This is a genomic window from Actinorhabdospora filicis (assembly GCF_030269765.1).
In the GTDB taxonomy this organism is placed as follows: Bacteria; Actinomycetota; Actinomycetes; order Mycobacteriales; family Micromonosporaceae; genus Actinorhabdospora; species Actinorhabdospora filicis.
This window is the reverse complement of sequence record NZ_BSTX01000003.1, coordinates 152,840-177,690: the sequence shown is the minus strand read 5'-3', so window position 1 is coordinate 177,690 and position 24,851 is coordinate 152,840. Positions and strand designations below refer to the sequence as shown.

The following is a 24,851-nucleotide window of genomic DNA, read 5'->3' as shown; positions in this document are numbered from 1 at the left end:
GGCCCGGGATCCGATAGGGACCACCGGATCCGGCGCGCGGCCCGCCAAGAGGACCGCGCGCCGCCCCCGTCAGACCAGCGCGGGATTCGCCGGCGAGTAGTCGTGGAAGTCCCAGCGCAGCCGCTGCCCGCCGGGCACCTCCACCACACCGGTGACCTCGACGTCGACCATGCGCATCGCCCCCGGCACCGCCGCCGCCCGATCGGCGTCCCAATCGGTGCTCGCGGTGCCGGTGACGTGCAGCGCGCGATCCCCCTCGAAGTCCCAGAACAGCAGGCCGCAGCGGGGATCGAGCTCCAGGTTGCCCAGGGTCATGTACATCGCGTTGCCCCGGTAGTCCGGAAAGGACAGTCGCGAGCCACTGTGGACGGTCACGAAGCCCGGCGCGCCGCCCCGGTGGGAGGCGTCCAGCCCGACGCCCTCGGCCCCGGTGGCGATGAAGAACGTGTCGGCGGCCGCGATCAGCTCGCGCTGCCCCGTGGTCAGCGCGCCGCCGCGCACGGCCGGTCCGGGCGGATCGGTGAACAGGCCGGTGGTCTCGCGGGCCTGGATGTACTTGGGGCAGTTGGAGTAGACCTGAGTGGTCCGCACCCGCAGCCCCTCGCCGTCGCGCTCGGCCCGGCCGTTGACGCGCATCCGCCGCCGGGTGGCCGGTTCGATCGCGATCATGCCGATCTCCGCGCCATTGTCGAAGGCCCCGCCGAGGGGCTCGCCGGGCAGGGCGCGCAGGTCGACGGTCCGCGCGTCGGGCGCGGTGGCGAAGCCCGGCGCGCCGAAGACCGCGCCCGCCCAGCGGTCGCCGGACGCGTCGTCCCCGGCGATCACGACCACGGCCTGGGCGGCCAGGAACCCGGCGGCCACCTCGGGGATGTCGGCGCCGACGCGGGCCGAGCCCATCTTCGGCGCCCGCACGCCCGCGCGTTGCTGGACGGCGACTTCTCCCGTGTGCAGCATGGTCTAGAAGAATCCGCAGGTGGGGGCGCCGGAGACCGGCACCGGCGCGTCACCGACGTCCGATGTGGACACCTCCAGGCGCGTCCCGTCGGGGTCGGTGAAGAAGATCCCGCCGGAATGGCCGTGCTCGCCGTGCCGGACGACTCCATCGTGGACGAACGCGCCACCGGCGTCCTCGACGAGCGCGGCGACCGCCTCCACGGCCTCCCGGTCGGGCACCTCGAAGGCGAGGTGGTGCAGGCCGGGCCGGTCGGCGGCGAAGGTCCCGGTGCTCTGCTGCCACAGCGTCACCACGAGCTGCCCGTCGCGGCCGAGCATCGCGAAGCGCAGGCCCTCGTGCGTCCGCTCACCGCCGGACGTCAGGCCCAGGACGGTCTCGTAGAAGGCGACCGAGCGGCTCAGCTCGGTGACGTTGATGCCGACATGCGAAGTTTTCAGGCTCATGATCCCTCTTTTCTCACGGTTACACTCAACTCCATCCGTGAGAATCCTGCCATGGATATCTAACGGACGCAAGGCCGCGCTACCGTTAGACCATGACGGTTCCCCCGCCCGCGATCGGGCTGGCCAACACCACCTACGCCGTGCGCGGCAAGCTCCGGGACGGCCTGACCACCACCGCCGAGCTGGCCGCCCTCCTCACAGTCGACGCCACGCCGACCGGGGACGACCTGGACGCCGCGCGGGCCCTGCGCGACGCCTTCCGCGCCGCTGCCGCCGCCCTCGCCGAGGGCGAAGCGCCCGCCCCGGGCGACCTCGCCGTCATCAACGCCACCACCGCCGCCGCACCCCACTGGCGCGAGCTGACGCCCGCGCTGACCACGCGCGACGCGCGCACCGGCCCCCCGGTCGCCGCGGCCCTGGCCGCCCTCGCCGAGGACGCGATCACACTGCTCACCGAGGGGCACGTGCGGGTGTGCGGGCGCAAGGAATGCGTCCTGCTGTTCGTCAAGGACCACCCGCGCCGCGAGTGGTGCTCGCCCGGCTGCGGCAACAAGGTCCGCGCGGCCCGGCACTACGAGAAGGTCAAAGGGCTCTAAGAACGCAGCGCCTTACCGGGCAGCGCGCCCGTCGGCTTCCCGTCGGCGACCACCGCCTCGCCGTTGACCCACACCCACGGAATCCCCTCCGGCTCACCGAACGGGTCGTCGTAAGTCGCGGTGTCGGCCACCGTCGCCGGGTCGAAGAGCACCAGGTCGGCGGCATAGCCCTCGGCGACCAGGCCGCGGTCGCGCAGCCCGAGCCGCCGCGCGGGAGTGGCCGCCAGGTGCCGCACGCACTCCTCCAGCGTCAGGACGCCCGTCTCGCGCACGTAGTGGCCCAGGTAGCGCGGGAAGGTCCCGAAAGCGCGCGGATGCGGCATCGCACCGGCGAACAGCCCGTCGCTCCCGGCGGTGTGCGCCGGGTGGGTCATGATGGCCCGCACGTTCTCCTCGTGCCCGACGTGCTGGCGGATCGTGGGACCGAGCCGGTCGGCCAGCAGCAGCTCGACATAGGCGATGAACGGCTCACCGGGGAGTTCACTGACCCGTTTGCCGACGGCGTGGGAGTTCGCCGGGTCGGCCACTCCCCCGATCTCCACTGTGGACCAGTCCATCGGGACGCCGTGCGAGCCGTCGGGACCCACTACCTCCATGTCGTGGCGGATGCGCTCGCGCAGCGCCGGATCGGCCAGCCGCTCCAGCGTCGCCGCCGGTCCACCGGCGGCCACCCAGCTGGGCAGCAGCGCCGCCAGCGTGGTCGAACCGGCCAGGTACGGGTAGGTGTCGAAGCTCAGGTCGAGCCCGCCGGACACCGCCTCGTCCACAAGGGACAGCAGCTCGGCCGCGCGGCCCTTGTTCGGCGGGAAGTTCATCGTCGCGTGCGCCAGGTGCAGCGCACAGCCCGACTCCCGGGCCACCGCGATCATCTCGGCGTAGGCCTCCAGCGCACCCGCGCCATAGGAGCGGTGGTGCGTGTCGTGGAATCCGCCGCGCGAGGCCACCACCTTGCACAGCTCGACGAGCTCGCCGGTGCCGGCGTACATGCCCGGGACGTAGGTGAGCCCGGTGGACATCCCGAAGGCGCCCTCGTCGAGCCCGCGCGCCAGCAGGCCGCGCATCACGTCCAGCTCCTCCGGCGTGGCCGCGCGGTTCTCGAAGCCGACGGCCATCGCCCGGATGTTGCCGTGCGGCACCAGGTAGGCGACGTTCGCGGTGGTCCCGGCGTCGAAGTGGGCCAGATAGTCGGCCACCGAGGCGAAGCCGGGATGCCCGGCGCCGTGCCAGCCGGTGATGGTGGCCCGCACACCGTCCGAAGTGGACGGCGAGACCGGCGCGTAGGACAGCCCGTCCTGCCCCACCAGCTCGGTGGTCACACCCTGCCGGGCCTTGGCGGTGAAGCCCGGGTCGGTCAGCCGCGCCTCGGAGTGCGAGTGCATGTCCACGAAACCCGGGGCCAGGACCAGCCCGGTGGCGTCGAGACCGCCGCCGATGCGGCCGATCTCGGCGATGCGGCCGTCGGCGATGCGCACGTCGGCGACCCGGCCGGGGCCGCCGGTGCCGTCCACGATGGTCGCGCCGGAGACGATCACCCGAAGTACGTCCGGATCGCGTCGACCACGACGCCCTCGGCGTCCAGCACCGGGATCAGGTCCCACTTGTCGAAGGCCGTGCACGGATGCGAGATGCCGAAGCGCACCCGGTCGCCGACGCGCACGCCGTCCAGCTCACCGGCCAGGAAGATGTGCTGGTCGTTCAGCTGGGTCACCCGCGCGCCGGGCAGGTCCAGCGGGATCGGCAGGCCGTTGTCGAAGGGCACGTCGCGGCGACCGGCGTCCACAATGGCCAGATCCGGCTCCGGGCGCGAGATGACCCGCCCGTAGGCCCGCAGCGCCGGACGCAGCGCGGGTCCACTGTGGCCGCGCAGGCCCGGGCTCAGCTCGGCGTAGGTCCCGTCGTCGTGGGTGACGTAGGAGCCCGAGCGCACCAGGACGTCGGCGCCCGCCAGCCCCGCCAGGTGATCGGCTACCTGGTCGAAGTAGACCGAGCCGCCGGCGGTCACGATCGGGCGGTCCACGCCGTAGTCGAGGCTCTCGTGCAGCGTCCGCAGCCCGTTCAGCAGGTCGTCGACCTTGGCCAGGTCGGCCGCCGAGGCGTCGTGGGCGACACCGCCGTCCCAGCCCGAGACGCCCGCCAGGCTCAGGTTGCGCGAGGCGGTGACGGCCGCGGCGACCTCGCGGGCGTCCTCGACCGACCGCGCGCCTGCCCGCCCGCCGGGCGCGCTCAGCTCGACCAGCACCCGCAGCGGCGCGCCCGCGGCGTCCAGCACCGCGACCCCGTCCGCGGAGTCGACCAGGCACCACACCTCGGTGTCGCCCTCGGCGATCCAGCGCGCGGACGCGGCGTCGGCGAGCTCGTTGGCCAGCAGCACGCGCGGCACGCCGAAGGCGCGCGCGACCCGCAGTTGCGGGACGGTGGCCAGCGAGAGGGCGTGGGCTCCGGCGCGCAGCTGGCGGTCCCAGATGGCGGGGGCCATGGTGGTCTTGCCGTGCGGCGCGTGCAGGACGCCGCGCTCGGCGCACCAGGCGGCCATGGCGGTGATGTTGTGGGCGAGGGCGTCGGCGTCGAGGGTCAGCAGGGGCGTGCCGAGGTCGTCCAGGCGCGGCCGGGTGGCCAGCCACTCGTCGAGGGTGAGCCCGTGCGCCGAGGGCGGCACGGCCTTCCATCGCCAGTCCAGCCGGATGTCCCGCTCACCGCGCAGGATCGACTCGTCGAGCATCGCGCCTCCTAGATCACGGATGTAAGTTACCCGCATGGCCGACAAGACCGCTGTCCGTACCGACGCCGCCCCAGCCCCCGCCCACACCTTCTCACAGGGTGTCCGCAAAGGACCGCTCCTGCAGGTCTCGGGTCAGGGGCCGGTGGATCCGGCGACGAGTGAGTACCTGTTCCCCGGTGACGTGAAGGCGCAGACGATCAAGACCCTGGAGAACGTCGAGGCGATCCTCAAGGCGGGTGGCGCGAGCCTGGACGACGTCATCATGTTGCGCGTGTACCTGACCACCCGCGATCACTTCGCGGAGATGAACGAGGCCTACGGCGAGTTCGTCTCGGCGCGGGTGCCCAGTGGTGTGCTGCCGTCGCGGACGACGGTGATGACGGGCCTGCCGCGTGAGGAGATGCTGGTCGAGATCGACGCGCTGGCCGTCATCGCGGACTGACCAGGCGCTGGCGCAACCGCGCCTTGCCCCAGACCACGCGCAGCACGATGAGGGTGGCCAGTCCGGCCACGATCATTCCGGCGATGTTGACGCCGAGCTGCACGAGGGAGGGGGTGACCTCCTCCCAGTGGGACACGGCGAGGGCGACGGCGATGTACCCGGCGGCCGGGACGGTGGTGACCGAGATGAACACGCCCACCAGGGCGGTGGACTTGTCGGAGGTCATCGACAGCATCCCGGCCGCGCCGGCCAGCAGGGCGACGATGAAGGACCAGCGGTCGGGTTTGACGATGAACTGGGTCTCGCGGCCGACGCCCTCCAGCCAGGAGCCGTCGAACCAGCCCATCTTGTGGGAGACGAAGGCGCACAGCCAGGTGACGGCGATGGCGGAGGCGAATCCGGCGACGAGGGTCCAGGTGGCCTTGCCGACCAGGCGCCATTCGCGGCGCAGGAGGCCGAAGCAGATGGCGGCGATGGGCCCGAACTCCGGGCCCAGGACCATGGCGCCGACGATGAGGATGGGCGAGTCGACGAGGACGCCGATGGCGGCGATCTGCACGGCGATGGCCAGGAAGGCCGCGTAGGACCAGGTGAGGTGGCTGCCCTCTTCGACGCGGCTGCCGAACTCCTCCCACACGACGGCGTCGTCGGAGTGGCCGGGCGCGGTCTCCTTGGCCTGTTCGGCGCCGTCGGAGATGGACAGGTCGACGCGTTCGACGGCGATGGAGCCGTCGTGGTCGATGCCGAGTTCGTCGAGTCCGGCGAGGACGCCGTTGGCCGCCTCGCGCGCCACGTCGCACATCACGACGTCGCCGGCGGGCTCGCGGGCCGCTTTGGGGAGCACGACGAGGTTGGTGACGCCCTCGTGGGCCAGGAGCAGCTCGCAGACGGCGTCGGTGCGGTCGGCCGGGACGATGATTCGCAGGTGCAGCACGCGAGTCACCGTACGGCAGTCACCCGTCGGATCGGTCCCGCAGCTCGCGCAGCTCGCCGAGCCGTCTGGCGGCGGGGCGGTAGGCGGGGCAGGGTCCGGGGACGCGGCAGGTGTGGCACCAGCCGGAGAACGGGTCGGGGGCGTGGGCCATGAGCGCGGTCTCGGCGGCGCGGATCCGGGAGCGAAGTTCGTCGATGGCGGTCACGGCAACCCCTTGCGCTGGTCCTTGTCGGCCTGCTGCGTGCTTCAAATATCGCAGCGCCGAAGTACCCGTGGGGTGTCACAGAAGGGTGATTCTGAGGAATGGCCGGACGGATCCGTGCGACTCCGTTTGTCGTTGATCCGACAGATGTACCTCGCGTTTTCGTGACGGCCGTCGCCGATCGGCCGCACAATGCGCGGCGCGGGCCGGACCCGGTAGGTTGACCCCATGGTGCGCCGGGTCGTCCTCTCCGCTCTCACGCTGCTCCTCGCCCTGCTCGCGGGCGCGCCCGCCGCCGCGGCCGAGGAGAAGCCGGCCTTCACCGTGCTCATGCTGACCCCGGACCTGCCCGACGACATCGTCTCCGAGCGCGCCGAGCAGGCCACCGCGATCCTCGGGCGCACCTACGGCGTCCGCTTCGACGTCAGCCACGACACCGCGCTCACCCCCGAGCGCCTGGCGGGCTATCAGGCCGTCCTACTGGCCGGTGTCACCTCGTTCAGCGGCGACGCCCTGGGCGCCTGGACCCGCGCCGGGCACGGGCTGGTCATCGCCGGTGCCGGCAGCGTCAACGCCCAGCCGGCCGAGACCTGGTACGAGGAACTGGTCGGCACCCGGGTGTCCACGAAGGACCAGTCGGCGGAGAAGCGGGACGTGACGGTCTACCCCTCGCACCCGGCCACGGGTAAGTCCCCCAGCTCCTTCGACGTGATCGACACCTGGTGGACGCCCTCCACCGACCCCGTCGACCTGCCCGGCTTCACGCAGCTGGCCACCTACCCCGGCCCCGGCGGCAAGCCCACCACCTCCGCCTGGGGCCACGAGCTCGACTCCGGCCGCGTCTTCGTCACGTCCATGGGCAACGACTGGGAGGCCTGGGGCGAGGGCGACTTCCTGAAGCTGCTGCGCGGCGGCCTCTGGTGGGCCAGCGGGACGTCCGAGCCGCAGCTTCAGCGAACGGACCAGGCCGCGCCCGCCTGGCCCTACGTGGTCGCCTTCGTGCTGTGGATCGGCGCGATCGTCGTCGGCGGCGTCATCGCCGTCACCCGCACCGGACGCCCGGTGCCCGCGGCCTGACTAGAAGCCGCCGTGCTCGTCCTGCGCGCCCATCACGGCCGCGCCGACCTTGGTGCGCGCGAAGGCGTCCTTGCCCTTGTCGGCCAGCCGCGTGGCCTGGCCGCGCACCAGCCCCGCCGTGCTCTGGACCGTCGGGTTGTCGCGGAACCGCTTGAAGCCCCGCAGGATCTGCTCATAACGCTCCCGGCCCGCCTTGGCACCGAGTACGTAACCGATCGCCAGCCCGGCCGCGAACGCCACTTTCCGCATGGCACACCCCTTTCGTCGTACCCGTTTGCCCGTCGGGTGCCCATTTTGCCGGGGATCATGCGTCTTGGCTGGCAGAGCCGCCGAACCGGACATGGGATATCCCCTTGAACGACCCCCGGAGGGCTCCTGTATTGTTGGTCCGGCGCCGAACGAGGCGCTGATCCCTGTTAGCTCAATTGGCAGAGCAGCCGGCTGTTAACCGGCAGGTTGATGGTTCGAGTCCATCACAGGGAGCGAGCGAGGGGAAGGGCCCGGCCGATGGCCGGGTCTTTTTGCGTACCCGCCGTGCGCATGACGTGGCTCACGGCTAGCCCGGCGATGATCGATCGTCCAGGCCTTCGTGCGGTCGATCACATCAAGGCGCGCCGGAATTTAGCCATTGTCAAGTTACTTCGCCCAGCTCAGGCCCTTGACGCGTTCCCGGCCCGCCCGCTCCACACTGGAGCGCCGATCTTGCCGGACGGGCCGCCCCCGGCCTAGCTTTCTGCCCTCACCCCCACGCGCGGCTTCGAAAGGAACCCCTCATGCGCATTCGGGCAAGGGCGCTCGCCGTCCTCGCGACGGCCGCCACGCTGGCCGGCCTGCTCCACGCGGGCACCGCCCAGGCGGCCGGAACCGTCCGCACCGACGCCGAGATCGCCGAGCTGAGTCTCGCCGAGCAGAACGAGCTGCTGGAACCGCTGCGCCGGGTCGCCGACGCCGTGGACGCCGCCGGCCGCGACACCGGTGCCGCCTACTACGCCGGTGTCGTCCTCGACGCCAACCACGGCGCGGTCCTCGCGCACCTCACCGACCCCTCCCGCAAGGGCGCCCTCCTGGCCGCCGCGCGGCGGCTGGACAAGGGCGCCGACTTCGGGCTGCTCCGCTTCGAGCGGGCCGCCTACACCCGCGCCCGACTGGGCGCGGCCCGCGACCGCGTCCTCGCCGAGCGCGCCTCCCTGGGGCTCGACGTGGAGTCCATCGTCGTCGCGCCCACCGGCTCTGGGCTGACGCTGCGGGTCCGGGACCTCGCGGCGGCCCCGGCGGGCCTGCGCGCCGCCCCGGAGCTGTTCGGGGTGAGCGTGCGGGTGGAGCAGGCCGCGGCCGCAGGCGGCGACACCTCGCGGCGGCGCGACACCACGTCCTGGATCGGCGGGGCCGCGCTGAGCGGCTCGGGGACGACGGCGGGCGACGGCTGGCTGTGCACGTCGGGCATCCCGGCGCGCGCCAACTCCGACAACCGCTCGTACCTGATCACCGCCGCGCACTGCTTCGGCTCGGGCCAGGACGTGTGGACCGGCTGGGAGAACTACGGCCGCAACCGCATCGGTTACGTCTCCGGGGTCAACGACTGGTGGGACGCCGCCGCCATCGACACCTCCTCCACCGGCACCACGGCCGCGTGGGTGTGGGAGGGCGGGCAGGACTCCACCGTCGACCGCCAGATCAGCGGGATCCGCTACTCCTACCAGGGCGACTGGGTCTGCCACTCGGGCTTCAGCTCCGGGCAGGTCTGCGACATCCACGTCATCAACCAGGACGTCACGTGGACCGGCGAGAACGGCAAGGGGCACCGCGGTGTCGAGGCCGCCAAGGACACCCCCGGCGACGCGGCCCGCCCCGGTGACTCCGGCGGGACGGTGTGGACCACGACCGGCTCCTCGCGTCAGGTCCGGGGCATCGTGAGCTGGGGCGGCCGCTCCCTCGTGCGCTGGACGGAGGCGACCGACATCCTCGGCTCCTTCGGGATGCACATCGCCTGACCGGCGGCTACCCCTTGCGCCCCCGGCGTCCCCGCCGCTTCTTCTCCTCGCCGACCTCGACCCAGCCCCCGCTCGCCGCGCTCTTCTCCACCGCGTCGAGCACGCGCTGGACGCGCAGCCCGTCGGCGAAGGAGGGGCTGGCGGGGACGCCGTCGATGATGGAGCGCAGGAAGTCGTGGGCCTGGTGGGTGAAGGGCTGCTGGTAGCCGATGGTGTGCCCGGGCGGCCACCACACGTCGAAGTAGGGGTGCGACTTCTCGGTGACGAGGATGCGCCGGAAGCCCTGCTCGACGGTGGCCACGTCGGTGTCGTGGAAGTCGAGCTCGTTGGGGCGTTCCAGGTCGAAGACGGCCGAGCCCTTGAGGCCGTTGATCTCCAGGCGCAGCGCGTTCTTGCGTCCGGTGGCCATGCGGGTGGCCTCGAAGGTGGCCATCGCGCCGCCGTCGAGGTCGGCGAGGAAGGACACCGCGTCGTCCACGTCGACCTCGCCGGTGCCGTCGTCGTCGGCGAGGGGCCGTTCGGCGACGAAGGTGCGGGTGGTGCCCACGACGCGGGTGACGTGCTGTTCGGTGACGTAGTTGACGAGGTCGACGATGTGGGAGCCGATGTCGCCGAGGGCACCGGACCCGGCCTTCGCGCGCGCCAGCCGCCACGTCCAGGGGGCGTCGGGGTCGACGAGCCAGTCCTGGAGGTACTGGGCGCGCACGTGCCGGATGCGCCCGAAGCGGCCGGACTGGACCAGGTGCCGCAGGAACGTGACCGCCGGGACGCGGCGGTAGGTGAAGCCGCACATGGCGGTCAGCCCGGGCGCCTCGGCGGCGGCCTTGGCCATCGCCTCGGCCTCGGCGACGGAGTTGGCGAGGGGCTTCTCGCACAGGACGTGCTTGCCGGCGCGCAGCGCGGCCACCGCGATCTCGGCGTGGGTGTGTCCGGGCGTGCCGATGTCGACGATGTCGATGTCGTCGGCGGCCACGATCGCCCGCCAGTCGGTCTCGTAGCGCGACCAGCCGTACTGGCGGGCCGCGGCCTCGACCTTGTCGCGGCTGCGCCCGCACAGCGCGGTCATCTCGACGGTGACCGGCAGATCGGCGTAGACGGGGTTCACCTCCCGCCACGCGGCCGAATGGGCCTGGCCCATGAACGCGTACCCGATCATCCCCACCCGAAGCGTTGAAGCGCCCATGGATCCGCACCCTATCGCGCAGGCGCGACAAAATCCCCCGACCGATGCGTCCGGGGCCCCTCGGCCACCCCAAAACCCCCACCCACCTCGCGATGACGGGTTCCTCGCCGCCGGACGGGATGGGGGGCTTCCGCAGACATCGTGGCCGAACCCCGCACGCGGCGGCCCGGCGCAAAATCCCTCGACCGATGCGTCCGGGCCCCCGATGATCGGCGCATGGCGCGCATCTTCCTCATCACCGGACTCCAGGCCGCGGGCAAGTCGACGGTCGCCGAGCTCCTCGCCCGGCGGCTGCCGCTGGCCGCCCATTTCGACGGCGACGTCCTCTACAACGGCGTTGTCTCCGGTGGCGTCGACATGACCCCCGACCCGCATCCGGAGGCGCTGCGGCAACTGCGGCTGCGTTACGCCGGCTCCGCCCTGCTCGCCAAGCACTACGCCGACGCGGGCTTCGACTTCACCTGCAGCGACATCATGTTCGGCGCCGACGTCGAGCGCTGGATGGAGGCCGTCGCCGGGCATGAGCGGCACCTGGTCGTCCTCGACCCGTCTGTGGACGCGGTGGTCGCCCGCGAGCGGGGGCGCGGCTCGAACGCCTACCGCGACTGGCCGGCCGATCTGACCGAGGCGGTGGCGATGATGCGCGAGGACCTGCTCACCACTCCGAAGCGGGGTCTGTGGCTGGACAGCGGCGACCTCACCGCCGAGGAGACCGTGGACCGGATCCTCGACGGCGGGGCCACCGCTTCGCTGTGGTGACGTCCTACTTGTAGAGCAGCTTCGACAGCCGCCGCGCGGCGAAGCCCATGCAGACCGCGCCCACCACCGCCAGGTAGGCGGCGTGCACCAGCAGCATCGGGCTGAGGTCGCCCAGCGAGAAGGCGCGCAGCAGCTCGATGCCGTGGTAGAGCGGTGAGGCGTAGACGGCCCACTGGAGCCAGGACGGGTAGTTCTCGATCGGCGCGAAGGAGCCGGAGAACAGGAACATCACGAAGATGAAGGCCATCATCCAGTCGAAGTCCGGCCAGTTGCGGAAGTAGGTCGTGGCCAGCATCCCGATGCCGGAGAAGGTCAGCCCGATCAGCACCGAGCCGGGGAAGGCCAGCACCGCCCACCACGTATCGGTGAGCCCGAGCGCGGCCATCACCACCAGGAACGCCGCGCTGTAGATGGCGCCCCGGATCAGCGCCCAGGTGATCTCACCGGCGGCGACGTCGCGGGGACGCATCGGGGTGGCCAGGACGCCGTCGTAGAGCTTCATCCACTTCAGCTTGCCGAACACGTTGAAGGTGGTCTCGGCGACGGCGGCGTTCATGGCGGCGTTGGCCAGCATCGCCGGGGCCACGAAGACGGCGTAGTCGACCATCCGGCCGCCGGGCAGCTCGATCTGCTTGACCAGCGCGCCGACGCCGACGCCGAGGGAGAACAGGTAGAACAGGGACTCCAGGAGCCCCGAGATGATCATGATCCAGCCGTGCCGGTGGACGGCGTAGTTGCGCTCGACCATGGGTGCCGGGCGCAGTCCCTTGTTGCGGACGGCGAGGGTGGTCATCACGGCCATGTCAGACCTTCAGTTTCTTGAGCAGCGAGCGCCGGGCGGCGTACCAGCCGCCGACCGCCCACACCGCCAGGACGCCGATGTGCGCGGCGATCGGCCACGGCGGCGCCACGCCCAGGGTCGCCGCGCGCGACAGTTCCACGCCGTGCCAGACCGGGGAGATCCAGGCGAGCGGCTGGATGTAGGACGGGAGCTGCGCGAGCGGGAAGAACACCGCCGAGAACAGCGTGAGCGGCAGGATCGCGAAGCGGTGGACCATGGACAGCGCCGACTCGTGCTTGGCCGACATCGACACCGCGTAGGTCGCGCCGATCACCGAGGCCGCGGTGGCGGCCGCGGCCAGTAGCGCCAGTGGCGCCCAGGCCGACTGGAGCAGCCCGAAGACGGCCATCACGATGAAGAAGAACAGCGCCGAGGACACCCCCCGCAGCAGGCCGTAGAGGAGGTGCCCGTTGAGGATCTCGCCCGGCGACAGCGGTGAGGCCTGCATGGCCTTGTACTGGCTGCCCCAGCGGGTCGCGGCGAAGACGGGCCAGGTCAGTTCGCCGGAGCTGATCTGGAAGGCGGTGGAGGCCAGCAGGCCCGGCGCGATGAAGGCGACGTAGTCGACGCCGCCGATGGCGCTGGAGCCGTTGACGTAGCCGCCGACGGCCATGCCGAGGCCGACGATGAACAGCACGGGCAGCAGGAAGCCGGAGAACAGGGTCCCGTGCCAGGTGCGCTTGTAGTTGAGCAGCCAGTGCTCGAAGGCGTGAAGGGTGCCCGCGCGCATCAGTCGACCAGCGTCCGGCCGGTCAGGCGCAGGAACACGTCCTCCAGGGTCGCCCGGCGCTCCAGGACCGAGGCCGGGCTGAGTCCGCGCCCGTGGACCTCGCTGACCGAGGACTCGCCGTCGTCGGTGTAGAGCAGGACCCGGTCGGGCAGGACCTCGACGCGCTCGGCGGCGCCGTCGAGCTTCTCGGCGTAGGCGGAGTGGTCCTCGGTGTTGAAGCGCAGCTCGACGACCTCGCGGGTCACGTGCGTCTCGATGAGCTGGCGGGGCGTGCCCTCGGCGGCGATCTTGCCGCCGTCCATGACGACGAGGCGGTCGCAGAGCTGCTCGGCCTCGTCCATGTAGTGGGTGGTGAGGACGAGGGTGACGCCGCGCTTCTTGAGCCGGAACAGCCGCTCCCAGACCAGGTGCCGGGCCTGCGGGTCGAGACCGGTGGTCGGCTCGTCGAGCATCACCAGGTCCGGTTCGTTGATCAGCGAACGGGCGATGGTCAGCCGCCGCCGCATGCCCCCGGACAGCGCCTCGACCTTGGACTCGGCGCGGTCGGAGAGCTGCACGAAGTCGAGCAGCTCGCGGGCGCGCTCGCGGGCGACCTTGTACTTGATGCCGAAGTAGCGGGCGTAGATGACCAGGTTCTCCAGCAGGTTCAGTTCGGTGTCGAGGGTGTCGTCCTGCGGGACGACCCCCAGCCGCGCCCGGATCGCCGGGCCCTGCGTGGCGGCGTCCATGCCGAGGATCCGCAGCTCACCGGCCGTCGGTGGGGAGACGCACCCGATCATGCGCATGGTCGTGGACTTCCCGGCGCCGTTGGGGCCGAGGAACCCGAAGGCCTGGCCCTTGGGCACGGTGATGTCGATGCCGTCGACGGCGGTGTGGTCGCCGTAACGTTTGATGAGACCTCGCGCGGAGATCATGGGCTGGTCGTCTGGCACGCCCGGGACCGTACACGCGGGGTGGGACGAAAGCCAAGGGGTTAGGCGGGCTAGACCGCCTGGCTGGCCTGCTCCCGCAGCGACCGCGCGTGCTGTTCGAGCGAGATCAGCTCACCGAACAGGCGCATGTACTCGTCCTTCTCCTCCACCGGGTTGACCCGCTGGAGGCGCGACTTCAGCGACTCGACGCGTTCGTTGACCGCGGGGATCTGCACGCGGGCGAGGGTCTTGGCGGCGTAGGTGTAGTCGGCCTCGCCGTGGACGCGCAGGGGCTCGACGGCCAGTTCGCCGACGAGGGCCTGGGCGCCCAGGTCGGCGCAGGAGTCGGTGATGGAGGAGATCCACACCGGCCCGGCCGAGGCCACCGAGGCGCCTCCGGCGGCGGCGATGGCCTTGCGGACCTCGGCGTGCAGGGGGTGGCCGTAGGGGGTCTCGTCGACGATGTCGAAGTAGGGACCGGCGATGGCCGGGGACTGGATGGCCAGCTTGAGGGCCTCGCGCTCGACGATCCAGCGGGGGTTGTCGGGGGACGCCACGGGCGCGCGGCGCGGGGGTTCCACACGCTGCCCGGAGGCGGAGGCGACCGCGCGGCGGACCTGCTCGACGTCGATGCCGATGCGCCCGGCAAGATGGTTGATGTAGCCGGGGATCAGCGAACGGTCCTTGATCTTGGCGATCATCGGCGCGGTGGCGCGCAGCCCGGCGACCTGGCCCTCGACGGTGTCGAGGTCGTAGCGGGCCAGCACCGAGCGCAGCGCGAAGGCGATGAGCGGCTCGCGGGCGGCGACCAGTTCGCGGACGGCGTCATCGCCGCGCGCCAGGCGCAGGTCGCAGGGGTCCATGCCGTCGGCGGCGACGGCGATGAAGGTCTGCGCGACGAACTTCTGGTCGTCCTCGAAGGCGCGCAGGGCCGCCTTCTGCCCGGCGGCGTCGCCGTCGAAGGTGAACACGATCTCACCGGCGAACTCGTCGGAGTCCATGAGCATGCGGCGCAGGACGGAGATGTGCTCGCCGCCGAAGGCGGTGCCGCAGGTGGCCACGGCGGTGGGGACGCCGGCGAGGTGACAGGCCATGACGTCGGTGTAGCCCTCGACGATCACCGCCCGGCCCTGCTTGGCGATCTCCTTCTTGGCGTGGTTGATGCCGTAGAGGACCTGGCTCTTCTTGTACAGGGGCGTTTCGGGGGTGTTGAGGTACTTCGGGCCGTCATCGTCGGCGAAGAGCCTGCGCGCGCCGAATCCGATGACATCGCCGGTCAGATCGGTGATGGGCCAGATCAGGCGGCGGCGGAAGCGGTCGATGAGACGCCCGGAACGCGCCGGTTTGGCCAGGCCCGCCTCGGTGAGCTCGTTGGCGGTGAAGCCCTTCTGCTGGAGGTGCTTGGTCAGCACGTCCCAGGCGTCGGGGGCGAAACCGCAGCCGTAGGTCTCGGCGGCCGACCGGTCGAAGCCGCGCTCGGAGAGGAACTCGCGGGCGATCTGCGCCTCGGGCCGCGCCAGCTGCTCCTGGTAGAAGAGCGCCGCCTCGGCGTGGGCGGCGATGAGGCGCTGCTTGACGCCGACCTTGGGACGCATGATGTGCGCGCCGCCGGCGTCCTCGTAGCGCAGCTGGTACCCGGCCTTGCCCGCCAGGCGCTCCATCGACTCGGCGAAGGAGAGGTGGTCGACGCGCATGAGGAAGCTGATGGCGTCGCCGCCGACCCCGCAGCCGTAGCAGTAGAAGAAGCCGCGGGAGGGGGTGACGTGGAAGCTGGGGGTCTTCTCGTCGTGGAAGGGGCACAGGCCCTTGAGGTTGCCGCTTCCGGCGGGTTTGAGGGTCACGTGCTCGGCCACGACGTCCTCGATCGCGGTGCGCTCGCGCACCGCGGCGATGTCCTCATCCCGGATCCGGCCAGCCACGCGGCAACCTTACCCCCGTGCCGGAAGTGTCTCTTCGGCACGAGTTCGCTGGTAATGGTGAGACCGTCATGCGCTAGAGTCCGAGGCCATGTCCCCCCACCGACGAGCGAACGACGGGCCCGGGTGACGCACCTCGCCAGCGGCGATGGGCGTCTGGTCCATCGCATGCGAGAAACCACTGACCCGGTCGAGAAGTGCTGCGCCTGCTGAGTGAGCCGAGCAAGCCCACATGACGTTCAGAGGGAAACAGAATCACCGATGAGGCCCCCTACGGTTCCCACCCCCGAGCCCGGTAACCCCGCCGAGCCCTCGGCGGCGGCCGCGCCGCCGCCTCCGTCGAAGCCGTCCGCCCCGGAGACGCACGGCCGGGGCGTGCGGATGATCATCTACCTGGCGGGCGTGGCGATCATGCTCGCGCTCATCGGCTGGATCGTGTTCCTGCCGCCGGACTCCCCCGACAAGGGCGGCAAGGCCGGGGACCACCCCACGCAGGCCACGCAGGACCCGGAGGCCCCGGACCCGCTGCTGGGCGCCGACGGCAAGATCGACCCCGCCAAGTACCAGGACATGGCCGCCAAGCTGGCCACCGAGGCCGGTATCGCCTGGCGTTACGGCCCCGACTGGCACAAGTACCACAAAGAGGACGACTTCGCGGGCCTGCCGACCGTCCCGCAGCCCGGCTCGAAGCCGCTGGGCGCGACCACCGGCAAGGTGGACCACCAGTACCAGCTCGGGAACAACCCGCCGCAGGACCTGACGTCGATGCGGAACATCCAGGGCCAGGTCGGCTACCTCCCCACCGAGGGCCAGCTGCCGGGTGTGGACCACATCACCGCCGTGGAGACGACCACCTCCACCGTCGACTACGCCCCCCGCCCCGGCGGCGCGCTGTCCCAGGACGGCCATCCCGAGGTGGAGCTGACCAGCGGCAAGGCCGCCTTCTGCGCCCGCGACAAGGACATCCCGATCGGGCACATGGTGGACATGGCGCGCGGCGACGGCCTGGACGGGGCCGCGCACACCGTCATGGTCTTCGACCAGGGCCTGATCGCCACCGCCGGTACCAGCGGCACCCAGGACGGGCAGTGCCTGAAGCTGCCGAAGAACACCGTCCCGACCTCGGTGGCGGTGACCCCCGGCAACGAGTTCGCGCTCATCACCACCTGGGACACCGAGAAGACGCAGGGCGGCCTGGCCGTCGTCGCGCTCACCGGCAAGGCCCAGAGCACCCGCGCCGACTTCGCCAAGGCCTACGCGGGCCTGCCCGGCTCGGGCTACATCACCTCGATGAAGCTGCTGGGCATCGTGCCGCTGGACCTGGCCGCGCCGACCTCCATCGGCGTCACCACTGACTTCCACGGCAACACCGAGCTGGACCGCCGCCAGGAGTGGCTGACCAGCCCCGCCGGCCGCGCCAACTGGAAGGCCGCCGTCGCGCACACCGGACGGGCCGTGATCACCTCGGTCGCCGAGCGCAAGGCCGTCGTGGTCGACCTGACCCCGCTCTTCGACGGCGTCAACGACGCCTTCTTCGCCGACTCCGTCACCCAGCTCCCGCAGCCGGGCGGCGGTGAGAAGGCCTGGCCCCCGGCGTTCTCCGCCGAGCCGGGCATGGCACCCAAGCCCGGCGGCGCGGTGACCCTCCCGGCCACCCCCAACGCCGTGGCCCTGGCCTGGGACGGCAAGTTCGCCTACGTCGCCACCCGCGACGGGAACCTGCGGGTGATCGGCGTGGAGAACGCCGCCCAGCCCGTCGAGCTCGCCCAGATCAAGGTCGGCGCCAACCCGACCGGGATCACCCACACCAAGGACGGCGGCCAGTTCCTGGTCACCTCGCGCGGCGACCGCGTCGTCCAGTGGGTGCAGACCGAGGGCAACGCCGGGCGCGTGACGCGCACCCTGGCCGACTCGCGCCTGGCCGACCCGATCGCCGCCGAGGACCTGGGCACCACCCAGCGCCCGGGCGAGAAGGGCACCCCGGCCACGATCGTCCCGGTCATCGCGGTGGCCGACTTCTCCGGGCTGGTGCACACCTACCGGATCGGCGAGGCCGCCTTCGCCGACGGCAACAAGGTCGCCCTGCCGCAGGAGGGCTGGGAGTACGGCGGCGGCTATGACCCCAAGGGCAAGCCGTTCCGCGTCTCGGTCACCCTCGACCGCCCGGTCGTCTAAGGCATAACGAGAAAGGGCCCGGACGTGATGTCCGGGCCCTTTTCAGTGCTCACGCGCGGTCAGCACGCAGAATTCGTTGCCCTCGGGATCGGCCAGGACCACCCACGGGACCTCTTTCTGGCCGATGTCGACGTGCCGGGCGCCCATGTCCACCAGGCGCTCGACCTCGGCGTCGCGGTCATCGGGGTTCAGGTCGATGTGCAGGCGGTTCTTGACGCGCTTGGCGTCATCGACCCGCACGAAGCAGATGCCGGGCCGGGCGTGCTTGTCGGCGCCGATCACCGAGTAGGTGCTCGCCTCGTAGACCAGTTCGTACCCGAGGACCTCACCCCACCAGCGGGCCAGCCTGGCCGGATCGGTCGCGTCCACCACGAGCGTGTACCACCGGCTGCCCACAGTGGACTCCCTTCGTCGGGTGAGTCGATACTGCCGTGTCACCCGATCCCGGGCAATAGGTCAGCGGCTGTCAATGTGCTCGCCACTCTGTCGTTCCTCGATCACGGCCTGTCCCGCCGCCAGCCGCGCCACCGGCACCCGGAACGGCGAGCAGGACACGTAGTCCAGGCCCACCGCGTGCAGGAACCGCACCGACTCGGGGTCGCCGCCGTGCTCACCGCACACGCCCAGGTGCAGGCCGGGACGGGTGGCCCGGCCGCGCTCGACGGCCACGCGCACCAGCTCGCCGACGCCGGTGGCGTCCAGGGTCTCGAAGGGCGACACGGGGAACACCCCGAGTTCGAGGTAGCGGCCGAAGAACGCACCCTCCACGTCATCGCGGGAGAAACCCCAGGTCAGCTGGGTGAGGTCGTTGGTGCCGAAGGAGAAGAAGTCGGCCTTCTCGGCGATGCTCCCTGCGGTCAGGGCCGCGCGCGGCACCTCGATCATCGTGCCGATCGGGGCGGGGCCGCCCACTTCGGCCAGCACCGCCTCGGCGCGCTCGCGGATGACGGCCAGCTCGCGGACGTCGCCGACCAGCGGGACCATGATCTCCGGGCGCGGGTCGAGACCCTCGGCGCGCAGCGCGGCGGCGGCCTCGGCGATGGCGCGGACCTGCATCTCGTAGAGACCCGGCAGGACCAGCCCGAGGCGGACGCCGCGCAGCCCCAGCATCGGGTTCTGCTCGTGGATGCGCCGGACGGCGGCCAGCAGCCCGGCCCGGTGCTCATCGCTCTCCCCGCGCGCCTGCGCGAGGGCGACCTCGACGGCGAGGTCCTCCAGGGACGGCAGGAACTCGTGCAGCGGCGGGTCGAGCAGGCGGATGGTGACGGGCAGGCCGTCCATGGCGCGCAGGATGTCGCCGAAGTCGGCGCGCTGGAGGTCGAGGAGCTGGCCCAGGATCGGCTCGCGCTCGGCGTCGCCACCGGCCAGCACGAGCCGTTCGACGAGGACGCGGCGCTCGCCGAGGAACATGTGCTCGGTGCGGCACAGGCCGATCCCGGCGGCGCCGAAGCGGCGGGCGCGGGCGGCGTCCTCGCCGGTGTCGGCGTTGGCGCGCACGCCCAGGCGGCGGGTCTGGTCGGCGTGGCCCATGATGCGGGCGACGGCGGCGATGAGCGGGTCGCCCTCGGGTACCTCGCCGGTCTCGAAGAACTCCACCACCGGGGAGGGCCGCACGGGGACCTCGCCGAGGTAGACGGCGCCGGTGGAGCCGTCCACGGAGATGATGTCGCCCTCGTGGATGGTGACGTCGCCGACGATGGCGTGGTCGGCGTTGACCTGGAGGGCGTCGGCACCGCACACGCAGGTCTTGCCCATGCCGCGGGCGACGACGGCGGCGTGGCTGGTCTTGCCGCCGCGCGCGGTCAGCACGCCCTTGGCGGCGATCATGCCGGGCAGGTCGTCGGGGTTGGTCTCCTTGCGGACCAGGATGACCGGCGCGCCGGTCGCGGCGCGCGCGGCGGCGCGGTGGGCGTCGAAGACGGCGGCGCCGACGGCCGCGCCGGGTGAGGCCGGGACGCCGGTGGCCACACGGGGGACGTCGGTGACGTCGCCGAAGGTGGGGAACATCAGCTGCGCCAGCTGCGCGCCGGTGACACGGCGGGTGGCGGTGTCGATGTCGATGAGGCCGTCGTCGACCAGCGAGGACGCGATGGTGAAGGCCGCCGCGGCGGTGCGCTTGCCCACGCGCGTCTGGAGCAGCCACAGGCGTCCGCGCTCGATGGTGAACTCGATGTCGCAGAGGTCGCGGTAGTGGTCCTCCAGGATCCGCGCCGAGCGCATCAGCTCGTCGTAGCTCTCCTTGTCCAGGCGCTCCAGCTCGGCGATGGCGACGGTGTTGCGGATACCAGCCACCACGTCCTCACCCTGCGCGTTGGGCAGGTAGTCGCCGTAGACACCTGAGGCGCCGGTGGCGGGGTCGCGGGTGAAGGCCACGCCGGTGCCGGAGTCGGCGCCGAGGTTGCCGAAGACCATCGCGACGATGTTGACGGCGGTGCCCAGGTCGTCGGGGATGCGCTCGGTGCGGCGGTAGAGGACGGCGCGCTCGCCCTGCCAGGACTGGAAGACCGCGCGGACGGCCAGGCGCAACTGCTCGGCGGGCTCCTGCGGGAAGGCGGCGCCGGTGTGCTCGGCGACGATCTTCTTGAAGGCCTCGACGAGGGCGCGCAGGTCGGCGGCGTCCAGGTCGACGTCGTCGGTGACGCCCTTGACGGTCTTGGCCTCGTGGATGGCGTCCTCGAAGGGGTCGCCGGGTACGCCCAGGACGGTCTTGCCGAACATCTGGATGAGGCGGCGGTAGGAGTCGAAGGCGAAGCGCTCCGAGCCCGACTGCGCGGCCAGCCCGGCGACGCTGGTGTCGGAGAGGCCGACGTTCAAGACGGTGTCCATCATGCCGGGCATGGAGAACTTCGCGCCCGAGCGGACCGAGACCAGCAGCGGGTCGGCGGCGTCGCCGAAGGTGCGTCCCATGCTCGCTTCGAGGGCGGCGAGGTGCTCGGCGATCTCGGCGTCGAGTGTGGACGGCACGTCGCCGTCGGCGAGGTAGGCGCGGCACGCCTCGGTGGTGATGGTGAAGCCGGGTGGCACGGGGAGGCCTATCCGGGTCATTTCGGCCAGGTTGGCGCCTTTTCCACCGAGAAGGTCGCGCTGATCTTTATTTCCTTCGGTGAAATCGAAGACGAACCTTTGCATCTCGGCCTCCCGATGGCGCGTCCGCTTCGAAAGCGGGGTGTGGTCGTGGAGGCTAGCGGCACCGGACGGTGATCGTAAGTCCACAGTGGGATACCGCACTCCACGTCGCGTACGCGCGCGCGTTTTCACCCTCCCACACTCACGCGCACACAACCAGCACTGCTGACAGCTTGTCCAAAGGGACGTACCCACGTCCGGCGAATGACGAACTCCCGTCCAGGTGATGACCACGACACGACCGCGCAGGCGTGCTGCGCGAAGCGCGCCGGCGCCCGCCGATCAGTGAAAGCCGGGCTGGCGCGCGCGGGCTATCGTCCGGGGAACCTTTCGCCGCGCCCTGCCGTCACACGGCGCCCCCTCAGGGAGCCACCGTGCCGTCCGAAAACCGCCTCGCGCGCGCCGTCACCACCGTCCTGCACCCCGCCGCGGTCGTCACCGCGCTGTGCCTGGCCGTCGCCGCCCACGCCACCGGCACCCCCGCCGGGACCCTCGCCTGGGGCCTGGCCGCCGCCCTGGGCACCTCGATCATCCCGCAGGCCGTCGTGGAGATCGCCACCAAGCGCGGGCTGCTGACCGACCGCAACGTCACCGTCCGCGCCCAGCGCCTCAAGCCCCTCGCGCTGGCCATCACCACCGCCGCGCTCGGACTCGCCGGACTCTGGGCGGCCGGCGCGCCCCGGCCCGTCCTGGCCGCCGCGGTGGCGCTGCTGTCGGGCGTGGTCACCACGACACTGGTCACGCTGCTGTGGAAGATCAGCTTCCACACCGCCGTGGCCACCAGCGCCGTCCTGATCATCGCGCTCGCCTTCGGGCCGGTGGCGCTGACCGGGCTCGTCCTCGTCGCCGCGATCGCCTGGTCGCGGGTGGCGCTGCGCGAGCACACCCCGGCGCAGGTGCTGGCCGGGGTGGTGTGGGGCGCGGTGGTGGCGCCGCTGCCGTACTGGCTGATAGCGGGGTGAATGCCCCCGAAACGGTCTAGCATCCTTGCGGGACGACCTGGGGAGAGATCATGCCCGCACTCGACGGTAAGACCGTGCTGGTGACCGGAGGCTCGCGCGGCCTTGGCGCGGCCTTCGCCACCGCGATCACCGCCGAGGGCGGCAACGTCCTGATCACCGACGTGCTGGACGACGAGGGAACCGCGCTGGCCGAGAAGCTCGGCGGCAACGCGCGCTACCAGCGTCTGGACGTCACCGACGCCTCCCAGTGGGGTGTCGCGATCGACACCGCGCTGGGGGCGTGGGGGCGGCTCGACGGGCTGGTGAACAACGCGGGGATCGCCACCGGGCAGTTCATCGAGCACGAGCCGCCCGAGCACTTCGAGCTGGTCCTGCGCATCAACCTGTTCGGGGTGTTCCTCGGCATGAAGGCGGCCATCCCGGCGCTGCGGCAGAGCGGCGGCGGGTCGATCGTGAACATCTCCTCGGCGGCCGGGCTGATGGGCCTGGCGCTGACCGCCGGGTACGGGGCCTCGAAGTGGGGCGTGCGCGGGCTGACCAAGGTCGCCGCCGTCGAGCTGGGCGGCGACCGGATCCGGGTCAACTCGGTGCACCCGGGCATGACCTACACCCCGATGACCGCCGAGACCGGCATCCAGCCCGGCGAGGGCAACTACCCCAACACCCCGATGGGGCGGGTCGGGACGGCCGACGAGCTGGCCGGGACGGTGGTGTTCCTGCTGTCGGACGCCGCGTCCTACGTGACCGGGGCCGAGATCGCCGTCGACGGCGGCTGGACGGCCGGTCCCACCGTCAAGTACGTGATGGGTCAGTGAAACCGTCCCACTTCACTGACTTATCGGCGGTATGTCGAGGGTTTCCCCTACTGGACCCTCACATGTCCGCATCTGTACCGTCGGTGAAACCCGCCGCAACCGGAAAGAAACGGTGGGAAACCCCCGGCAAACACCCCAAGGGAGACACCTCGTGTTAGCGAAGCGTTCCTTCCGCGTGCTCACCGCCCTCATGACGATGGCGCTGGCGCTGATCGGCGTACAGCTGGTCGCCGAGTCCGCCGCCATCGCCGACTCCTCGCTCAATGTCCGCACCGTCTACTACTCCGCGAGCGCCTACGGGACGCAGGCCGACCAGGCCGCGCAGATCTGGAGCTCGCGCGCCCCCAACGTCCGGATGGTCCGCGGCGGCAGCGCCACCATCCGCATCTACGGGACCACCGGCGGCGGCTCGCGCGCCTACCCGTGCGGCGCCGGCTGCGCCACGATCTACATCGACAGCAACGACATCCGCGCCGGGCACAACCCGCTGCGCATCGTCACCCACGAGATCGGGCACGGTCTGGGCCTGCCCGACAACTACAACGGCGTCTGCTCGTACCTGATGTCCGGCGGCAGCGCGGGCACTTCGTGCACCAACCCGTACCCGAACGCCGCCGAAGCCAACCGGGTCAACCAGATCTTCGCGTTCAACGGCGCGCGGATCGGGCCGTTCGCCACGGACGTGTACGCCCCGGCGTCCTGATGAGCCCGGGCCGGTCCGTCTCCACTCCCCTTGCGGACCGGCCCACGCCCAGTACCCGCACCGCCATCAACTGCCCGGCGACGGACGCGATCAGCGCGATCCACACGCCGGGCAGTCCCCACGCCCGCGACAGCGCGAAGGCCAGCGGGAGCTGGAGGGCCGTCCCGGTCAGCGTGATGAGGAACAGCCGCCCGCCGGATCCGGTGCCCAGCAGGACGCCGGTGGCGGCGATCAGGCACGACAGGGCCAGCAGGTACGGCGCCATCCAGCGCAGGAAGCCCGTCCCGGCGGCGATGACCGCGTCCTCGCTCGTGAAGACGCGCATCAGCCACTCCCCCGCCGTCGCGTAGACCACCGCCGCGGCCAGGCCCACCACGGCGGCGATGCGCAGGGTGTGGCGCGCGATGCCGCGCACGTCGGCGTCCCCGGTTCCGACGGCGTGCGAGGTGTGGATGGTGGCGCCCTGCCGGACGGCGTAGAAGCCCATCGTGGCCGCGTACATCGCCTTCGTGCCGATCCCGTAGGCGGCCAGCGCGACCGTCCCGAACCCGGCGACGATCCCGGCCATGGCCAGCGCGCCGGCCTGCCGGGTGGCGAACTCGGCGGCCATCGGCGTGCCGGTGGCGGCGATGGCGCGCACGTCGGCACGCAGGCTCCCGGGGCCGCCGCGGACCGTCCGCAGCAGCCACAGCCCCGCCGCCAGCGAGACACCGCGCCCGATGGCGGTGGCCAGGGCCGCGCCCTCGACGCCGAGGCCGAGGCCGTAGATGAGCAGCGGGTCCAGGACCAGCAGGACGAGGTTGCCCAGCAGCGCCAGGCGCATGGGGGTGCGGGTGTCGCCGCGTCCCTTGAAGACGCCGAAGACGACGAGCTGCCCGAAGTACAGGGCCAGGCCCGGCATGGACACTGCAAGAAAACCCGCGGCCTCCGGCGCGCCGAACAGCCCGGCGATCTGGTGCCGCAGCAGGAATCCCGGCACCGCGACGGCCGGGGTGATCAGCGCGTAGAGCAGCCAGGCCGCGCGGATCGCCGCGCCGGGCGGACGTCCGGCGCCCCGGCGGGTGGAGATGAGGACGGTGACGCCGAGCTCGACGACGAGGGCCGCGCCCATGAGCGCGTTCTCCACGTTGGTCGCCACGGCGACGGCCGCCACCGAACCGGCGCCGAGGCGCGCGACCCAGGCGATGTCGATGACACCGGCGACGACCCCGGCCAGCAGCTCGGCGTAGACGGGCCCGGCGAGGGAGAGGATGCGGCGATGGTGCACGAGGGACCTCCGATCAATACCTCGAATCGAGGTGCATCGGAACGATATAGCCTCGACCCCGTCTCCACAAGGCCGGAGTTGGGGCAAGATCGAGCCGCCACGAC

Annotated in this window: 24 protein-coding genes and 1 tRNA gene; 10 read left to right on the top strand and 15 right to left on the bottom strand. The window is 71.7% G+C overall.

The window, feature by feature from the left end; translation table 11 throughout:
• Positions 1-69: 69 nt before the first annotated feature.
• Both QSK10_RS21145 and QSK10_RS21140 read right to left on the bottom strand, forming a co-directional pair.
• Entirely contained in the window at positions 70-954 is an 885-nt protein-coding gene (locus QSK10_RS21145) for a pyridoxamine 5'-phosphate oxidase family protein (protein WP_285664646.1), read from the bottom strand.
• A 3-nt stretch (positions 955-957) separates the two neighbouring features.
• Positions 958-1,398: a VOC family protein gene (locus QSK10_RS21140; RefSeq protein ID WP_285664645.1), complete on the bottom strand. Its 441-nt coding sequence runs from the start codon at positions 1,396-1,398 to the stop codon at positions 958-960.
• 92 nt (positions 1,399-1,490) lie between these two features.
• On the opposite strand from QSK10_RS21140, the gene QSK10_RS21135 reads away from it, so the two are divergent.
• Complete coding sequence (locus tag QSK10_RS21135) at positions 1,491-1,994, top strand: ABATE domain-containing protein (protein WP_285664644.1); 504 nt, start codon at positions 1,491-1,493, stop codon at positions 1,992-1,994.
• Here QSK10_RS21135 and QSK10_RS21130 read toward each other — a convergent pair.
• Both QSK10_RS21130 and QSK10_RS21125 read right to left on the bottom strand, forming a co-directional pair.
• Positions 1,991-3,526, bottom strand: coding sequence for an N-acyl-D-amino-acid deacylase family protein (locus tag QSK10_RS21130; RefSeq protein ID WP_285664643.1), 1,536 nt, complete (start codon positions 3,524-3,526; stop codon positions 1,991-1,993). The genes QSK10_RS21135 and QSK10_RS21130 overlap by 4 nt on opposite strands.
• Positions 3,523-4,713 (bottom strand): alanine racemase, encoded by a 1,191-nt coding sequence (locus QSK10_RS21125; protein ID WP_285664642.1) that lies wholly within the window; start codon positions 4,711-4,713, stop codon positions 3,523-3,525. The genes QSK10_RS21130 and QSK10_RS21125 overlap by 4 nt, the downstream gene beginning before the upstream one ends.
• A 34-nt stretch (positions 4,714-4,747) precedes the next feature.
• Here QSK10_RS21125 and QSK10_RS21120 point away from each other — a divergent pair, with 34 nt between their 5' ends.
• The gene (locus tag QSK10_RS21120) at positions 4,748-5,155 is read left to right on the top strand and encodes a RidA family protein (RefSeq protein WP_285664641.1); all 408 of its coding nucleotides are present in this window, start codon (positions 4,748-4,750) and stop codon (positions 5,153-5,155) included.
• On the opposite strand, the gene QSK10_RS21115 is transcribed toward QSK10_RS21120, so the two are convergent.
• Positions 5,142-6,089 carry a DUF389 domain-containing protein gene (locus tag QSK10_RS21115; RefSeq protein ID WP_285664640.1) on the bottom strand — a complete coding sequence of 316 codons (948 nt, stop codon included), beginning with the start codon at positions 6,087-6,089 and terminating at the stop codon, positions 5,142-5,144. The genes QSK10_RS21120 and QSK10_RS21115 overlap by 14 nt on opposite strands.
• Positions 6,090-6,108: 19 nt before the next feature.
• Positions 6,109-6,294: a hypothetical protein gene (locus QSK10_RS21110; protein ID WP_285664639.1), complete on the bottom strand. Its 186-nt coding sequence runs from the start codon at positions 6,292-6,294 to the stop codon at positions 6,109-6,111.
• A 225-nt stretch (positions 6,295-6,519) separates the two neighbouring features.
• Between QSK10_RS21110 and QSK10_RS21105 the strand changes: the two genes are divergently transcribed.
• The gene (locus tag QSK10_RS21105) at positions 6,520-7,368 is read left to right on the top strand and encodes a ThuA domain-containing protein (protein ID WP_285664638.1); all 849 of its coding nucleotides are present in this window, start codon (positions 6,520-6,522) and stop codon (positions 7,366-7,368) included.
• Here QSK10_RS21105 and QSK10_RS21100 read toward each other — a convergent pair whose 3' ends face one another.
• The gene (locus tag QSK10_RS21100; protein WP_285664637.1) at positions 7,369-7,617 is read right to left on the bottom strand and encodes a hypothetical protein; all 249 of its coding nucleotides are present in this window, start codon (positions 7,615-7,617) and stop codon (positions 7,369-7,371) included.
• 161 nt (positions 7,618-7,778) lie between these two features.
• Between QSK10_RS21100 and QSK10_RS21095 the strand changes: the two genes are divergently transcribed.
• Positions 7,779-7,851 (top strand) — tRNA-Asn (locus tag QSK10_RS21095).
• A 290-nt stretch (positions 7,852-8,141) separates the two neighbouring features.
• Positions 8,142-9,359 (top strand): chymotrypsin family serine protease, encoded by a 1,218-nt coding sequence (locus QSK10_RS21090; RefSeq protein ID WP_285664636.1) that lies wholly within the window; start codon positions 8,142-8,144, stop codon positions 9,357-9,359.
• A gap of 7 nt (positions 9,360-9,366) precedes the next feature.
• On the opposite strand, the gene QSK10_RS21085 is transcribed toward QSK10_RS21090, so the two are convergent.
• Positions 9,367-10,542 (bottom strand): Gfo/Idh/MocA family protein, encoded by a 1,176-nt coding sequence (locus tag QSK10_RS21085; RefSeq protein WP_285664635.1) that lies wholly within the window; start codon positions 10,540-10,542, stop codon positions 9,367-9,369.
• A gap of 216 nt (positions 10,543-10,758) precedes the next feature.
• Between QSK10_RS21085 and QSK10_RS21080 the strand changes: the two genes are divergently transcribed.
• The gene (locus QSK10_RS21080) at positions 10,759-11,301 is read left to right on the top strand and encodes an AAA family ATPase (protein ID WP_285664634.1); all 543 of its coding nucleotides are present in this window, start codon (positions 10,759-10,761) and stop codon (positions 11,299-11,301) included.
• Between the two features lie 4 nt (positions 11,302-11,305).
• Here QSK10_RS21080 and QSK10_RS21075 read toward each other — a convergent pair whose 3' ends face one another.
• Genes QSK10_RS21075 through dnaG form a run of 4 tightly spaced genes read right to left on the bottom strand, consistent with a single transcriptional unit; the run spans position 11,306 to position 15,702 of the window.
• Entirely contained in the window at positions 11,306-12,103 is a 798-nt protein-coding gene (locus QSK10_RS21075; protein WP_285664633.1) for an ABC transporter permease, read from the bottom strand.
• 1 nt (position 12,104) lies between these two features.
• A complete protein-coding gene (locus QSK10_RS21070; RefSeq protein WP_285664632.1) occupies positions 12,105-12,872 on the bottom strand; it encodes an ABC transporter permease in 768 nt (255 codons plus the stop codon).
• The gene (locus QSK10_RS21065; protein ID WP_285664631.1) at positions 12,872-13,804 is read right to left on the bottom strand and encodes an ABC transporter ATP-binding protein; all 933 of its coding nucleotides are present in this window, start codon (positions 13,802-13,804) and stop codon (positions 12,872-12,874) included. Before QSK10_RS21065 ends, QSK10_RS21070 begins: the two co-directional genes overlap by 1 nt.
• A gap of 50 nt (positions 13,805-13,854) precedes the next feature.
• On the bottom strand, positions 13,855-15,702 hold the full coding sequence (gene dnaG / locus QSK10_RS21060) for a DNA primase (protein WP_285664630.1): 1,848 nt from the start codon (positions 15,700-15,702) through the stop codon (positions 13,855-13,857).
• A gap of 258 nt (positions 15,703-15,960) precedes the next feature.
• Between dnaG and QSK10_RS21055 the strand changes: the two genes are divergently transcribed.
• The gene (locus tag QSK10_RS21055) at positions 15,961-17,874 is read left to right on the top strand and encodes a YncE family protein (protein ID WP_285664629.1); all 1,914 of its coding nucleotides are present in this window, start codon (positions 15,961-15,963) and stop codon (positions 17,872-17,874) included.
• A 42-nt stretch (positions 17,875-17,916) separates the two neighbouring features.
• On the opposite strand, the gene QSK10_RS21050 is transcribed toward QSK10_RS21055, so the two are convergent.
• Together QSK10_RS21050 and ppdK are read right to left on the bottom strand one after the other, a co-directional pair.
• Entirely contained in the window at positions 17,917-18,270 is a 354-nt protein-coding gene (locus QSK10_RS21050; protein ID WP_285664628.1) for a VOC family protein, read from the bottom strand.
• A 60-nt stretch (positions 18,271-18,330) separates the two neighbouring features.
• Complete coding sequence (gene ppdK / locus QSK10_RS21045; RefSeq protein ID WP_285664627.1) at positions 18,331-21,003, bottom strand: pyruvate, phosphate dikinase; 2,673 nt, start codon at positions 21,001-21,003, stop codon at positions 18,331-18,333.
• A gap of 371 nt (positions 21,004-21,374) precedes the next feature.
• On the opposite strand from ppdK, the gene QSK10_RS21040 reads away from it, so the two are divergent.
• The 3 genes from QSK10_RS21040 (at position 21,375) to QSK10_RS21030 (ending at position 23,480) form a co-directional block, all read left to right on the top strand.
• On the top strand, positions 21,375-21,962 hold the full coding sequence (locus tag QSK10_RS21040; protein WP_285664626.1) for a phosphatase PAP2 family protein: 588 nt from the start codon (positions 21,375-21,377) through the stop codon (positions 21,960-21,962).
• A 50-nt stretch (positions 21,963-22,012) separates the two neighbouring features.
• Entirely contained in the window at positions 22,013-22,777 is a 765-nt protein-coding gene (locus QSK10_RS21035; protein ID WP_285664625.1) for a glucose 1-dehydrogenase, read from the top strand.
• A gap of 151 nt (positions 22,778-22,928) precedes the next feature.
• Positions 22,929-23,480: a snapalysin family zinc-dependent metalloprotease gene (locus QSK10_RS21030; RefSeq protein WP_285664624.1), complete on the top strand. Its 552-nt coding sequence runs from the start codon at positions 22,929-22,931 to the stop codon at positions 23,478-23,480.
• Here the strand turns inward: QSK10_RS21030 and QSK10_RS21025 are convergent.
• Complete coding sequence (locus QSK10_RS21025) at positions 23,425-24,747, bottom strand: MATE family efflux transporter (RefSeq protein ID WP_285664623.1); 1,323 nt, start codon at positions 24,745-24,747, stop codon at positions 23,425-23,427. The genes QSK10_RS21030 and QSK10_RS21025 overlap by 56 nt on opposite strands.
• Positions 24,748-24,851 lie beyond the last annotated feature (104 nt).

Coding starts and splice junctions, on each gene's coding strand:
- QSK10_RS21120 (WP_285664641.1), top strand. CDS start 4,748: ATGGCCGACAAGACCGCTGTCCGTACCGACGCCGCCCCAGCCCCCGCC.
- QSK10_RS21035 (WP_285664625.1), top strand. CDS start 22,013: ATGCCCGCACTCGACGGTAAGACCGTGCTGGTGACCGGAGGCTCGCGC.
- QSK10_RS21090 (WP_285664636.1), top strand. CDS start 8,142: ATGCGCATTCGGGCAAGGGCGCTCGCCGTCCTCGCGACGGCCGCCACG.
- QSK10_RS21105 (WP_285664638.1), top strand. CDS start 6,520: ATGGTGCGCCGGGTCGTCCTCTCCGCTCTCACGCTGCTCCTCGCCCTG.
- QSK10_RS21070 (WP_285664632.1), bottom strand. CDS start 12,872: ATGCGCGCGGGCACCCTTCACGCCTTCGAGCACTGGCTGCTCAACTAC.
- QSK10_RS21055 (WP_285664629.1), top strand. CDS start 15,961: ATGAGGCCCCCTACGGTTCCCACCCCCGAGCCCGGTAACCCCGCCGAG.
- QSK10_RS21145 (WP_285664646.1), bottom strand. CDS start 954: ATGCTGCACACGGGAGAAGTCGCCGTCCAGCAACGCGCGGGCGTGCGG.
- QSK10_RS21075 (WP_285664633.1), bottom strand. CDS start 12,103: ATGGCCGTGATGACCACCCTCGCCGTCCGCAACAAGGGACTGCGCCCG.
- QSK10_RS21140 (WP_285664645.1), bottom strand. CDS start 1,398: ATGAGCCTGAAAACTTCGCATGTCGGCATCAACGTCACCGAGCTGAGC.
- ppdK (WP_285664627.1), bottom strand. CDS start 21,003: ATGCAAAGGTTCGTCTTCGATTTCACCGAAGGAAATAAAGATCAGCGC.
- QSK10_RS21100 (WP_285664637.1), bottom strand. CDS start 7,617: ATGCGGAAAGTGGCGTTCGCGGCCGGGCTGGCGATCGGTTACGTACTC.
- QSK10_RS21125 (WP_285664642.1), bottom strand. CDS start 4,713: ATGCTCGACGAGTCGATCCTGCGCGGTGAGCGGGACATCCGGCTGGAC.
- QSK10_RS21080 (WP_285664634.1), top strand. CDS start 10,759: ATGGCGCGCATCTTCCTCATCACCGGACTCCAGGCCGCGGGCAAGTCG.
- QSK10_RS21135 (WP_285664644.1), top strand. CDS start 1,491: ATGACGGTTCCCCCGCCCGCGATCGGGCTGGCCAACACCACCTACGCC.
- QSK10_RS21085 (WP_285664635.1), bottom strand. CDS start 10,542: ATGGGCGCTTCAACGCTTCGGGTGGGGATGATCGGGTACGCGTTCATG.